Genomic DNA, 12,491 nt, shown 5'->3' with positions numbered 1-12,491 from the left:
AGGGCTGCCGCCGAGGGTGTCCAACCCCGGCCGGGCGCACTCTCGGTTCCCCTCGTCAGTGCCCCTCGTCAGTCCCCTTGTCAGTTCCCCTTGGCGTGGCGCCGACTGCCGTTGAACCGGTCGGCGATGCGGTCCACGAGCCAGACGGCACGCAGACCCACCCGGGTCATCGGCGGCGAGGGGAGGAATCTGGGCTTCGTGCGCCACAGGGCGAGCAGGTCCTCGTGCGGAGCATCGCCGGCGATGCGGTCGGCGATGAGCTGCCCGAGGTAGGGGGCTTGCCCCAGGCCGTGCCCGTTGCAGCCGATCGAGTAGTAGACGGTGTCGCCGACCTGGCCGGCCACGGGCAGCCAGCTGGGCGTGACCGCCACCCAGCCGCCCCAGGCGCGCTCGAACTCGACGCCCGCGAGGGAGGGGAAGTGCGTCCTGAACCCGTCCACGAGACCGGCCACCACGGACTCGTCGGCCGTGCGTCCCGGCGGGAGCGGATACCTTCCGCGCTGCAGCCTGCGCACGCCGGTGATGATCGTGTTGCGCGGCGTCAGCCGGTAGTTCTGCATGATGGCGTGCTGGGTGACCACCCCGGACCGGCTGGTCCAGCCCAGCGCGGCGAGGCGGGCGGGATCGATCGGCTCGGTCTCGACCTCCGTGACCCAGATCGGTGAGGCGAGTCGCTTCGGCGTGATCCGCAGCTCTCCGCCGAACGCGTTGGTGGACAGCACCACCCGGTTGGCCCGGACCCGGCCACCGGGGACCGAGACGAGTACGCCGTCCCCGGACGGCTCGACGTCCTCGACACGCGTCTGCTCGAACACGCGCGCGCTCGACGCGAGCAGGGCGCGCCGAACGCCCAGGGTGAACTTCCCCGGGTTCATCATGCCGCCGACGGGCTCGAGGAACCCGCCGACGAAACTGCGCGGTATCCCGAGCTCCGCACTGGTTCCGACCTCGACGGTCGCGCCGCACCTCGCGAGGATCTCGGCGACCCTGCGGACCCTGCCCATCTGGCCCTTCGACACCGCGACACCGACGTTCCCCGTCGGCTCGTAGTCGCACTCGATGTCGAGGCGCTTCATCAGGCTCTCGACGAAGTGGGCGGCGTTCTCGGCGAACCTCACGATGGAGGGCAGGCGCTTGGGATAGAGGATGTCGAGCATCTGGATGTCGCCGCCGGGACCGCCGGCCAGCTGTCCGGCGTTGCGCGAACTCGATCCGTGACCGCAGAACTCCGCCTCCAGCAGAACGACGTCGATGCCGCGTTCGGCCAGGCGCAGGGCGGTCGACATGCCACCGAGGCCGCCGCCGACGACCGCCACATCGCAGGTGATCTCCGCCTTGAGCGCCGGGAGGACGTCGGACGGAGGATCGATCCAGCCGGTGAACGCCGTGTAGTCGATGTCTTCGGTCCTCATCTCACCGTTCCTCGTGCGTCTGCTGCACCGGCGGCGGTGCGGGCTTCGGATTGATACTCGAACTCGTATCGAGTTTTATTTCTTCTCGGATGCGATGTCAAGGAGTGCGGTCGAGGTCCGGCCGTCCGCTGCTAAAATCCCCATCCGTGATCGACTTGGCTCTTCCGTTCGGGACGTGGCATGGCTAGACGGAGCGACGGCGGATCGACCCGCGCCTCGTCGACGGACTCCGGTTCGGAGATTCGCCAGGCGCCCGCCCGCCCGGAGGCCGTGCTGCAGCGCCGTGGTGCGGCCCGGGTCAAGGCGATCCTGGACGCCGCGGAGGAGATCCTGGTCGAGGGCGGCTACGAAGCCGCCACTCTCAAGGCGATCGGTGAACGGACCGGCATCCCGACGGCTTCCGTGTACCACTACTTCGCCGACCGCTATCAGGTGGACACGGCCATCATCAAGCGTCACGCCGACGCACTGATCGTCAGGCTCGACCGCATCGACGGTGAAGACTTCCAGTCGATCTCGGATGTCCTGATCCTCGTGCTCGATGAGATCGTCGAGTACTTCCGGATGCATCCGAGCTGTGTCGAGCTCTGGTTCGCCGGTCGCAATGAGGCACTGACCGCCCTCATCCAGGAGTTCGACGACCAGGTCTCCGAGCGCGTGTGGCGGCTCGGAATCGGTCGCGGACTACTGCGCGCCGATGCGTCGCCGCTCGTGATGAGGCTGGCGTTCGAAGCCGGCGGGCACCTCTTCGACATCGCCTTCAAGCGGGACCCGAACGGGGACGAGGCCGTGATGGCGGAGGCGAAGCGGTTGGTGAGCGCCTACCTGGAGACGTACGCGGCGAAGAACGCGGCTGCTCGAACGGACTGACCGGTGGACTGATCCGGCGCCGGACGGGGGCGAGCTCCGGTCAACGACGCCCCCGGCGGAGCGGGATGCGTCCGTTCCGGCCCCGCCATGCCATCGCCGTGTACGTCCCGAGCCCACGCGTACGCCATGTACGGCGCGATCCCGCTGTCCGACATCAAGCGCACACTGCCGACCTACCGTCGCGAGGGCAGGCTCGACCAGGCCACCCTGCCGAGATCAGGGACAGCCCCGAGAACGCCGCCGCGATGAGGATGCCGTTCGCGCAGGCGATCCCGACATCTGTGCCGCCGGCCGTGCGCCGGCCGCTGGTCGTCGCGGCACGGGCGGTGAGCTGCGACACACGGGCCTACCCCTCCCGTCACATGAGTCCTCCCCGGTCACCCGCGCGTCGATTCGACGGCCTCCCCTACGCCTTCCACCGGATCGGCGGTAGACGCCAAGTCCATTGCCTTGAAGCAGCTTTGGACATCGTTCTGCCGCTGCCGCTATCCGGAGCGATACGATCCGCTGGGCCCAATCGGGGCCCCCGCCCATGGACCTTGCGTGCGTGGGCAGAAAGGTGGGGAAACATGTGGCATGGACATGCCCGGAAACGGCGGGCCGGGAGCTTACGCGGACGCGCGGTGCTCGCCGTCGCGGTCGTGCTCGGCCTGGGCGCGGGAACGGTCGGCGCGGCCGCGGCACCCTCGGCCGGACCGGCCGGCGACTCGGCCCGGGCCACGCAGACGGTGCAGGCGCCGCTGATCGACTCGGTGCAGCCGTTCGCCTCCGGCACGGTGCGGGTGACCGTCACCCCGGGTGACACCGCCCAGGAGGCCGTGGCCGCCGTCGACGTGGCCGCCTACGCGCTGGACGATGCCGGCAACGCGACCGGCGCGCCGGTCGCCACCGGCCGGGCACAGCGCCCGGACCCGGCCAACCCGCCGGTGGTCGAGGTCAGCGGACTGGCCAACGACGTCAACTACGCGTTCACGGCCACCGAGACCACCGCGGGCGGTGTCGTCTCCGGCACGTCCCCCGCCTTCATCGGCGGCCCGCAGACGCCCAAGGCCCCGCTCGCCCCCACCCTGGCCGGCCTCCTGGGACGCGAGACCGGGGTGATCGTCAGCTGGAACCCGGCCCACCCCAACGGCTCGCCGGTGACCGCCTACACCGTCACCGCGACCCCGAACGGCCCGGGCGCCGGCGTGACCACCACCGTGGCCGGTGACGTGCTGAGCACCACCGTCACCGGGCTGGTCAGCAACCGGTACTACTTCGTCACGGTCAGCGCGACCAACGCCGCCGGGACCGGGCCGACCGCCGTCTCGGACAGCCAGACCACCGGCGCCGACTCCAACGGCACCGTCCTCACCAAGCCCGCCTACGCGGCCAGTGCCCCGCAGGACGTGTCCGCCGGACCGCCGCCGGTCGGCCCGGACGGCAGCCAGCCCGACCCGAGCGCGCTCAAGGTGACCTGGGACTCGCCGCAGGACGACGGCGGCAACACCGTCACCGGCTACACCGTCGACGCGACCGCGGCCGGACAGCCGACCGTCTCGGCCACCGTGGCGGGCACCGCCAAGGAGGCCACGCTGCTCTCGCTCGCCCCGGGCGTCGAGTACGCGGTCACCGTCACCGCCCTCCAGCAGGACGGCAACCGCGGCGCCACCAGCGCCCCGGCCAAGGCCGCGCCCGCACCGACGCTGAAGGCCGGCACGGTGTTCCTGTCCAGGGAATCGGTGGCGTCCGTCACCAAGCTCACCGGCAGCACCGTGGTGTTCACCAACCCGCCCGCGCAGGTGACCGGTCTGAAGGTCAGGAACATCATCGTGGTCGGCGAGAGCGCCAACCCGCTGATCCGCACCGGCCTGCTGCGCATCGTGGACAAGATCAGCACCGAGGGCGGCGTGGTGACCCTCACCACCAGCCAGGCCGCGCTGCAACAGGCCTTCCAGAACCTCGACTTCAGCGCCACCGGCAGCCGGCTCACCTCCGGGTCCGGGGGCTACCGGGTCAAGTCGCTCAACCCGAAGTTCCAGGCCGCGATGGCACCTCAGGGCTCCGGCCCGGGCGCGGAGAAGACCTTCACCCTCGACCTGGCCGAGAAGATCAACGACGACCCGAAGATGAAGGAGAAGCTGGGCGGCGCCACGGTCACCGCCAAGCTGACCGCGGCCCTGAGCCTGAGCACCAACTGGGCGGCCGCCGTCGACTTCAAGCAGGACCCCAACGGCTCCTGGTACACCCTGCCGACCTTCACCTACGACTTCTCCGCGACGGCCACCGCGAAGGCGTCGATCAACGGTGAGTTCGGCATCGCCTACAAGCACGAGACGCAGCGCGAGCCCCTGGTCACCATCACGCCGCAGAGCTGCCTGTTCGTGTACGGGATCGCGTTCTGCCCCTCGCTCACGGTCTACACCCAGACCTCGATCGACGGCTCGATCAGGTTCTCCTTCTCGGCCTCCTACGAGCGGACCATGGGCGGCCGGGTCTTCCGCGACTACAGCGGGAACAGCCAGACGGAGGACCTGACCAAGGACGCGGTCACCAAGTTCGACTACACGCTGAACGCGGCCGCCAAGGTCAGCTTCGCCTTCCCGGTGTCGTTCAAGGTCCTGATCTACGGGGTGGCCGGCCCGGAGGTGGAGATCACGCCCGCCATCGAGGTGACCGCGGACACCTCGGCCAATCCATGGCTGACGGTGAAGGCGCCGTTGAAGGTGTCCGCCTTCTTCCTCCTGGACGTCAAACTGACGAAGTTCGCCTTCGGCGGCGTCGTGTTCAACAAGACCTTCGACGTGTACCAGGCGCCCGGGCCGTTCCCCGGACCGTCCCTGTCCGGCGGGTCGGCGGCGGCCGCCTCGGCGCCGTCGGACGGAGCGGCGGCGAAGGGCGAGCTCGCGCCGGCGGACGACCAGGCACCGGCCTCCGGCACCGCGCTGACGGCCACCCACCAGTACCACGTGACCTGGCCGGCGGGCTGCGACAGCACCCAGGCGGTCACCTGGTCCATGGCGCCCGGCTCGCTCGGCAGCGTCGACCAGACCGGCCTCTACAGCCCGCCGCACCCGCGCCCCACGTACAACTACGTCGACGTGATCACCGCCACCACGGCCGGCTCCGCCGGCTGCGCGCCCACCACCCTCCAGGCGGCGGTCCACCACGGCGCCAGCCTCCCGGCCGCGCCCAAGCAGCCGGTGGTCAGCGCGGACGGCACGACCGTCAGCTGGACCGCGGCCGGCGACGGCGGCAGCCCGATCCTGGAGTACGTCGTGACCGTGGTGAACGACCCGGGCAACCCGGCCGGCGCCGAGACGGTGCTCGGCACCGTGCCCGGCACGGCGACCTCGCTGGCCGTCCCGGCCGACCGGATCGCGCAGATCGAGGCGGACGGCGCCCAGGTGCAGGTCACCGCGGTGAACGCGCGCGGCCAGGGCCCCGCCTCTCCGCTGTCGCACCCCGCGCCGGCCACCAACCCGATCCTCGACCTGCGGACCTCGCAGGCCACCGTCGGCGGCACCATCCAGGTGCACCCGACGGTGGTGAACGGGGGCCGCAGCGACGCCACCGGCGTCCGCTACCAGCTCAGCTACCCGGAGGCCTTCGGCAACCCGACCTCCCCGTCCGCCTGCACGATCGACGCGGTGAACCGGGTGCTGACCTGTGACACCGGGGCCCTCGCCTCCGGTCATCACCGGACCACCCCGCTGATCTCCTTCAGCGTCGGCGCGCTGACCCCGGGCACCAGCTACCCGCTGACCATGACCCGCGTGTCGGCCAGCCCGGTCGCGAGCGACCCGAACAACGGCACCTTGACGCTCTCCTGCACCGCCGACCCCGCGGGCAAGGTGACCTGCGCGTAGCCCTGACGCACCGCACGACCCGGCCCGGCCCCCTCGCCGAGGGGGCCGGGCTCCGTGCCCTGCCAGTCCCCGCTCAGTGCGCATGCGGCACACCACTCCCACCAGCATCATCGAATGCGAATGCGATCAACGCCGACGAGCCGGACCCTGTAGGGAGGACGAGCCGTCCGCCGAAGGCCCGCCATGTCCATTCACGAGCGGCCCCCCTGCCGGGCCGCCGCACTTCGGGGCCTCCCGTTCTCGACTCGCCCGCTTCTCCGCACCTCGGATCGGGTGTCGCGATCACCTCGAAGGGAGTCGTTCGCGGCACTCGGCCTGGATGCGGACCGTGCGTAGCGTCGATGAGGCAGGCCACCGGCGTCGAGGAGAGGACCAGCGATGACCGACCTTCCAGCCCCGACCACTCCGTACCTGGAGCCCGAGGCCAAGAAGCTCGCCGACGACACCGACCCGCACCCGCGGATCTACGAGCTTCCGCCCGAGGAGGGGCGCAAGATCCTCAGCGACCTGCAGAGCGGCGAGGGCGTCGAGCGCCCGGACGTCGACGAGGAGTGGGTCGACGTCGACGCCGGCGAGTGGGGCACCGTCCGCACCCGCATCATCAAGCCCAAGGGCGCCACGGACCCGCTGCCCGTGGTCTTCTACATCCACGGCGCCGGGTGGGTCTTCGGCGACGACAAGACCCACGACCGCCTCTTCCGCGAGCTCACCGTCGGGGCCGGTGCCGCCGGCGTCTTCCCGGTCTACGACCGGGCGCCCGAGAAGGGGTACCCCAGCCAGGTCGAGCAGAACTACGCCGTCGGCCAGTGGCTGCAGGAGAACGGCGCCGACCACGGCCTCGACACCTCCCGCGTCGCAGTCGCCGGCGAGTCGGTCGGCGGATGCATGTCCGCAGTCTTCGCCCAGATGAACAAGGACCGCGGCGGGCTCGCGCTCAAGGCGCAGATCCTGCTCTACCCCGTGACCGGGCCGGACTTCGACACACAGTCCTACCACCAGTTCGCGGAGCACTACTACCTCACCCGCGACGGTATGAAGTGGTTCTGGGACGCGTACACGACCGACGAGACCAAGCGCGAGGAGAAGTACGCCTCGCCGCTGCGGGCGACCCTCGAGGACCTCAACGGGCTGCCGCCCGCCCTCGTCATCACGGCAGAGGCCGACGTCCTCCGGGACGGCGGCGAGCTCTACGCCAACAAGCTCCGTGAGGCCGGCGTCGAGGTGACGGCCGTCCGCGTCAGCGGGACCGTCCACGACTTCATGCTGTTGGACAGCCTGCGGGACACCCCGGCCACCAACGTCGCACGGAAGCTGTCCGTCGACGCGCTGCGAGAGGCTCTCCACCAGGAGTGACCGCAGCCGGGAACATGGGCGGCTGACTCGACAGGGCCTGCCGCCCAGCGCTGCGCCGACCGCGTCCGCGCGGTGCAGGCCCGGCTGCACGCCCGCGCGCACGAGCCCCACCCATGGAGCACCTCCTGTTGACGGGTCAGTCAGCGAGGATCCGCTCTGCGCCGTCCCGATAGGTCGTGACCGGGAAGTCGGGAAAGCGGGCCGCGAACTTCGCGCTGTCGAAGACGTTGTCGTCGCGGTAGCGGGCGAGCAGCTCGAACATCTCATCGAGCGGCTTGACGAAGCGGCGCCCGAGGCGGAAGGCGAGCATCGGCAGCACCGTGTAGCCGATCTTGCGGCCGGTGACCTCGCCGGCGATCCCGACGAGCTGAGCGTAGGACTGGCGGTCCGGGTCGATGGGCAGGTGCCACGTCTGGCCGTAGGCATCCGGCGTGTTGCCGAGCAGGGCGAGAGCGCGGCTCGCGTCGGGGGTCCAGATCAGGGAACGCTTGGCATGGGCATCGACCGGGACGAACGGTCGCTTGCCCGCCTTGATCCGGTCGAACACGAGCGAGTTCGTGTAGCTCTTCGTCCGGCCGGGACCGTAGAACTCGGGCGCTCGGCCGATCAGGGCTTCGACCTGTCCGGCCCGCATGGCCTCGAGCAGCATGGTGGCGATCTGTGCGCGGACCCGTCCTTTGCGTCCGCCCGGTGCGAATGCTGTCGACTCGGTCTGGGGCGTCGCTGTTCCGGGATACATGTAGGTGTTGTCGAAGAAGACGAGCCTCGTGCCGTGTTCGGCGCAGGCGTCGATGACGTTGCGCATGATGACGGGGAACTGTCGCTCCCACAGCTCCGAGTCCAGGGGCAGACCGACGGTGAGGTAGGCGATGTCGCTGCCCGCGACGGCACGGCTGGTGGCGTCGGCGTCGGTGAGGTCTGCGGCCACGAGCTCGTCGGTGTCGTTCACCCTCACCGGCTTGCGGCTGACGAGGCGGATGTCCTTGGTGTGGTTGCGGTGGAGCTCGTTCACGAGCTCGTCGGCGATGGGTCCGCCGGCGCCAAGGACGGTCTGCATGGGTGCGGTCTCCTTGAGGTGGATGGTGCGGGTGGCGACGACGGCCCGACTGCGAACGATCGGCGCGCTGGTGCCACCCTGCTCAACGTCCGGTACGGGTCGCCGTCTGCGAGGTGACCACGGTGAAGGACATGCCGGCGTCGCCGAGCCGGCGCAGCAGGTTCTCTCCCATCGCGGTGGCGGTGGTGACCTGGCCGGCGGTGGGCGGGTTGTCGTCGAAGGCGAGGCACAACGCCGACTCGGCCAGCATCTTGGCCGTCTCGGTGTAGCCGGGGTCCCCGCCGCTGACCCGGGTGTGCACGGTCCGACCGCCGCCCTCGCCGATGATGTCGACGGTGAACCAGGTGCGGTCGCGCCGCTGCACCGACGGCCCCTCTCCTCGGGGGATGCGTCGGCCGATGGCGCGGCGCAGGGGCGGGACCTGCACGGCTGCCAGGGCTGCGGCGAAGCCGGCAACCGCGCCGGCGACGGTGGCGACGCGTCGGGCCCCGGCGTAGTGGGAGTAGGCGAAGTCGGGCCCGTAGTCCGGGCGGGCGAGCGCGGAGCGCCGTACGACGTCGGCGTCGATCGTGGGCAGCGGGATCAGCCAGGTCCCGAGCGTGCGGTCGCGACGGGGGCGGCCGATGCGGGTGCGGACCTGTCGGCCGCGCGGTCGAGGCTCGAGGCGGCGGCGTCCGGCCGCGGCCCGCAGCATCGCGCGCGGTCGCGACAGCTGGCCGAGACCGGAGTGCAGCGTGCCGCCGGAGATGGTGGCGTTCGTGCGGACCACTCCCCGAAGGGTCACCGGTACCCCGGCCGGCAGCTGCTGGACGGTGAAGAGCGCACCGAGGTCGTGCGGGACCGAGTCGAAGCCGCAGGCGTGAACGATGCGAGCACCGGTCCGCTCGGCCGTCGCATGGTGCTCGACGTACATCCGGTCGACGAACTCGGGCTCGCCGGCGAGGTCGACGTAGTCCGTGCCGGCCGCGGCACAGGCCGCGACCAGCGCTTCGCCGTGCTCCAGGTAGGGGCCGACCGTGGTGATCACGACCCGCGCGGACTCGGCGACGCGGGCCAGGGACTGCCGGTCCGAGGAGTCGGCGTGGAACAGCGCGATGTCCTCCGGCCGCTGGTCGATCCGGACGAGACGATCGCGAACGGCCTCCAGCTTGGCCTGGTTGCGTCCGGCCAGGGCGAGCCTCGCTCCGGGAGGGAGATGGGCAGCCAGGTACTCGGCGGTCAGCGCGCCGGTGAAGCCGGTGGCGCCGAGGAGCACGACGTCGAAGCGGCGCGGGTTCGTGCGTGGGGACATCGGGTCTCGGCTCCTTCGGACGTACGCTATGTTTACAGTGCTCACACAGCATAGGAGGGCAAAGTAAGCAATGTCAACATCAGAGAAGAGCGGCTACCACCACGGCGACCTGCGGGCGGCGCTGCTGTCGACCGCGATGGAGATGCTGGAGGGCGGCGAGCCCTTCTCGCTGCGTGCCGTCGCACGCCGGGCCGGCGTGTCGCCGACCGCGCCGTACCGCCACTTCAAGGACCGCGACGCCCTGGAGTCCGCACTGGCCGTGGAGGGCTTCCGGGACCTGCTGGGCGACCTGGGCGGCGGGCGCGACCTGCCCGCCTCGCTCCCGGACCTGGCCGAGTTCGCCGTCGCCTACGTCGCCTTCGCGCTGCGGCGCCCGGCCCTGTTCCGCGTGATGTTCGGCAAGCCGTGCGACGACGCCGACGACGAGCGGGTCAAGGCCGCCGACGCCCTGCACGAGCTCCTGGCCGACGCACTCGATCGCGTCTTCCCCGATGCGGACGCCTCGGCCCTGGCCACGGCCGGCTGGGGGCTCGCCCACGGGCTGGCCTGCCTGTACCTCGACGGCAAGCTGCAGGCCGCGTCGGGCGAGGAGGTCGCCGACCGGGTACGCGGCACCTTCCTCGCCCTCACATCGGTGGGCGCCTGACCCGCACCGCCACCCCGCACATGCTCTACGCCCTCCATTGTTGACGGTGCTCACGTCCCGTGCGACCTCCAGGGCTTCACCCCACTCCGCGGACTCGGGCACGAACAGTGGGCGCGGATCCTGACCCGGGCATTCGGGACGCTGCGCGCCCTGGGCGCCCGCTGACCGACCACCCCGTGGCGTCGGAGCGCCACCTCGCTGTCCCGGTCCGCATGAAGGAAGATCAGCCATGACCAAGCGCGTCCTCAACGTCGTCACCAACGTCGGTCACTACGACGACCCGTCCCACACCACGGGCCTGTGGCTCTCCGAGCTCACGCACGCCTGGCACGTCTTCCAGGAACACGGCTACGAGCAGACACTCGTCAGCCCGGCCGGCGGCGCGGTGCCCCTCGAACCCCGTGCGCTGAAGTTCCCGAACTACGACAGGACAGCCAAAGCCTGGCGCGCCGATCCCGGGAAGATGGCGCTGCTCCACAACACGGCCAGCCCGGACCAGATCGACCCGGCCGAGTACGACGCGATCTACTTCACCGGCGGACACGCGGTGATGTACGACTTCCCCGACAGCGAGGGCCTGCAGCGCATCACCCGCGAGATCCACGAGCGCGGCGGCATCGTCTCCTCGGTCTGCCACGGCTACTGCGGCCTGCTCAACACCCGGCTCTCCGACGGCTCCTACCTCATCGCCGGCCGCAAGATGACGGGATTCGCCTGGACCGAGGAGGTCCTCGCCCGGGTCGACAAACTGGTCCCCTACAACGCCGAGGAGAAGGCCAAGCAACGCGGCGCGCTCTACCGGAAGGCGGCACTGCCGTTCGTCCCCTACGTCGTCACCGACGGCAACCTCGTCACCGGCCAGAACCCGAGCTCGGCCAAGGCCACGGCGAAGAAGGTCGTCCAGGCCATCGAGGGCAACGCGTCGAAGGAGCGCGGCTGAGTCGAGACGCACTCCGTCCGTGACAGAAGGCCACTGGGCGGGGGCAGGGCGGTGCCGACGCCGCCCGGTGCGGTGATCGACAGGATGCTCGCCTCGGTCTTCAGGGCGAAGGAGACGTTGAAGGCGGCGTTGACGCTGCGGATCTTGCTGGAGGACGGGCTGCGCACCACCTGGCCGGCCTCGGTGAACTCCACGACGGGGGATCCGGGTGTTTGGCACCAGGGCCGGACGGACAGGCGCTCGGCGTGGTCTCGTTGATGCCGGAGCAACCCGTGAAGCTCGCCGCGTTGCGCGCCGGGTGGCTCACCCAGACGTTCGTGCACTGGGCGTTCGAGCCCGAGCACGTCATGGCCCTGTTGCCGAGCGGGTTGACCGTGGACACCTACGACGGGATGGCCTGGGTGAGCCTGACGCCGTTCGTGATGGCTCGGGTTCGGCCGGCGGGACTGCCCGGTGCCGGGTTCACCTGCTTGGAGACGAACCTGCGGACCTACGTGCTGGGGCCGGACGGCTCCCGGGGGCTGTGGTTCCTGTCCATCGAGGTCAACCGTGCCGTCATGCTCGGCGCTCGGGCGGTGGGCGCTCCTTACCACCGCGCACGGCTCGACCTGTCCCGAGCGGGCGGCGCGCTCACCTACACCGGCCACCGCCGTGGAGCGGGCGCCGCGTACCGACTGCGGGTGCGACCCGGCAGGGCGATCGAACCCGTCGGACTCGACGTGTGGCTGACCTCCCTCTGGCGGGCCTACACCAGCAGGCTGGGGAGGCTCTGGCGCACGCCCGTCGAACACGGGCCCTGGCCGCTGCGCGAGGCAGCGGTCGACGTGCTCGAGGAGAGCCTCACCCGCGCGGCAGGGCTGCCCGCTCCCGGCGGCGAGCCGCTGGTGCACTTCTCGGACGGAGTCGAACCGGTACGCCTGGGTCTGACCCGTCCCACGCATCTCGGCCACGCGCCCGGGCGAGGCCGCCACGGCACGGACACGGCGACTCCCCGTACGGAGGAGGCGCAATCGTGAACCCGAGGGCCGTCGCCCGCTTCCAGGGCCTCTTCGACCTGGTCGGCGGAGCCTGGCC

Annotated in this window: 9 protein-coding genes; 6 read left to right on the top strand and 3 right to left on the bottom strand. The window is 70.9% G+C overall.

Annotated elements, in window-relative coordinates; translation table 11 throughout:
- Positions 1 to 80: 80 nt before the first annotated feature.
- A complete protein-coding gene (locus ACFY0X_RS01660) occupies positions 81 to 1,412 on the bottom strand; it encodes an NAD(P)/FAD-dependent oxidoreductase (RefSeq protein WP_387747631.1) in 1,332 nt (443 codons plus the stop codon).
- Positions 1,413 to 1,592: 180 nt separating this feature from the next.
- Between ACFY0X_RS01660 and ACFY0X_RS01655 the strand changes: the two genes are divergently transcribed.
- The 3 genes from ACFY0X_RS01655 (at position 1,593) to ACFY0X_RS01645 (ending at position 7,483) form a co-directional block, all read left to right on the top strand.
- Positions 1,593 to 2,282, top strand: coding sequence for a TetR/AcrR family transcriptional regulator (locus ACFY0X_RS01655; protein ID WP_387747629.1), 690 nt, complete (start codon positions 1,593 to 1,595; stop codon positions 2,280 to 2,282).
- 623 nt (positions 2,283 to 2,905) lie between these two features.
- The gene (locus ACFY0X_RS01650) at positions 2,906 to 6,130 is read left to right on the top strand and encodes a fibronectin type III domain-containing protein (protein ID WP_387747627.1); all 3,225 of its coding nucleotides are present in this window, start codon (positions 2,906 to 2,908) and stop codon (positions 6,128 to 6,130) included.
- Positions 6,131 to 6,508: 378 nt separating this feature from the next.
- Complete coding sequence (locus tag ACFY0X_RS01645; RefSeq protein ID WP_387747625.1) at positions 6,509 to 7,483, top strand: alpha/beta hydrolase; 975 nt, start codon at positions 6,509 to 6,511, stop codon at positions 7,481 to 7,483.
- 136 nt (positions 7,484 to 7,619) lie between these two features.
- Here ACFY0X_RS01645 and ACFY0X_RS01640 read toward each other — a convergent pair whose 3' ends face one another.
- Together ACFY0X_RS01640 and ACFY0X_RS01635 are read right to left on the bottom strand one after the other, a co-directional pair.
- Positions 7,620 to 8,540, bottom strand: coding sequence for an NAD-dependent epimerase/dehydratase family protein (locus ACFY0X_RS01640; RefSeq protein WP_387747623.1), 921 nt, complete (start codon positions 8,538 to 8,540; stop codon positions 7,620 to 7,622).
- 82 nt (positions 8,541 to 8,622) lie between these two features.
- A complete protein-coding gene (locus ACFY0X_RS01635; protein WP_387747621.1) occupies positions 8,623 to 9,831 on the bottom strand; it encodes a saccharopine dehydrogenase family protein in 1,209 nt (402 codons plus the stop codon).
- Positions 9,832 to 9,901: 70 nt separating this feature from the next.
- Between ACFY0X_RS01635 and ACFY0X_RS01630 the strand changes: the two genes are divergently transcribed.
- From ACFY0X_RS01630 to ACFY0X_RS01620, 3 genes are all read left to right on the top strand, one after another.
- Positions 9,902 to 10,477 carry a TetR/AcrR family transcriptional regulator gene (locus tag ACFY0X_RS01630; RefSeq protein ID WP_387747619.1) on the top strand — a complete coding sequence of 192 codons (576 nt, stop codon included), beginning with the start codon at positions 9,902 to 9,904 and terminating at the stop codon, positions 10,475 to 10,477.
- A gap of 229 nt (positions 10,478 to 10,706) precedes the next feature.
- The gene (locus ACFY0X_RS01625) at positions 10,707 to 11,417 is read left to right on the top strand and encodes a type 1 glutamine amidotransferase domain-containing protein (RefSeq protein ID WP_387747617.1); all 711 of its coding nucleotides are present in this window, start codon (positions 10,707 to 10,709) and stop codon (positions 11,415 to 11,417) included.
- Positions 11,418 to 11,689: 272 nt separating this feature from the next.
- The gene (locus ACFY0X_RS01620) at positions 11,690 to 12,433 is read left to right on the top strand and encodes a YqjF family protein (RefSeq protein WP_387747615.1); all 744 of its coding nucleotides are present in this window, start codon (positions 11,690 to 11,692) and stop codon (positions 12,431 to 12,433) included.
- The last annotated feature ends 58 nt before the right edge of the window (positions 12,434 to 12,491 follow it).

Source organism: Kitasatospora sp. NPDC001547, assembly GCF_042894165.1.
Taxonomy (GTDB): Bacteria; Actinomycetota; Actinomycetes; order Streptomycetales; family Streptomycetaceae; genus Kitasatospora.
The sequence above is the reverse complement of the archived record's forward strand: the minus strand, read 5'-3'. Positions and strand labels throughout refer to the sequence as shown.

What these genes read in the sequence shown, in the direction of transcription:
- ACFY0X_RS01630 (WP_387747619.1), top strand. Translation starts at nt 9,902, where the DNA reads ATGTCAACATCAGAGAAGAGCGGCTACCACCACGGCGACCTGCGGGCG.
- ACFY0X_RS01635 (WP_387747621.1), bottom strand. Translation starts at nt 9,831, where the DNA reads ATGTCCCCACGCACGAACCCGCGCCGCTTCGACGTCGTGCTCCTCGGC.
- ACFY0X_RS01660 (WP_387747631.1), bottom strand. Translation starts at nt 1,412, where the DNA reads ATGAGGACCGAAGACATCGACTACACGGCGTTCACCGGCTGGATCGAT.
- ACFY0X_RS01655 (WP_387747629.1), top strand. Translation starts at nt 1,593, where the DNA reads ATGGCTAGACGGAGCGACGGCGGATCGACCCGCGCCTCGTCGACGGAC.
- ACFY0X_RS01625 (WP_387747617.1), top strand. Translation starts at nt 10,707, where the DNA reads ATGACCAAGCGCGTCCTCAACGTCGTCACCAACGTCGGTCACTACGAC.
- ACFY0X_RS01640 (WP_387747623.1), bottom strand. Translation starts at nt 8,540, where the DNA reads ATGCAGACCGTCCTTGGCGCCGGCGGACCCATCGCCGACGAGCTCGTG.
- ACFY0X_RS01645 (WP_387747625.1), top strand. Translation starts at nt 6,509, where the DNA reads ATGACCGACCTTCCAGCCCCGACCACTCCGTACCTGGAGCCCGAGGCC.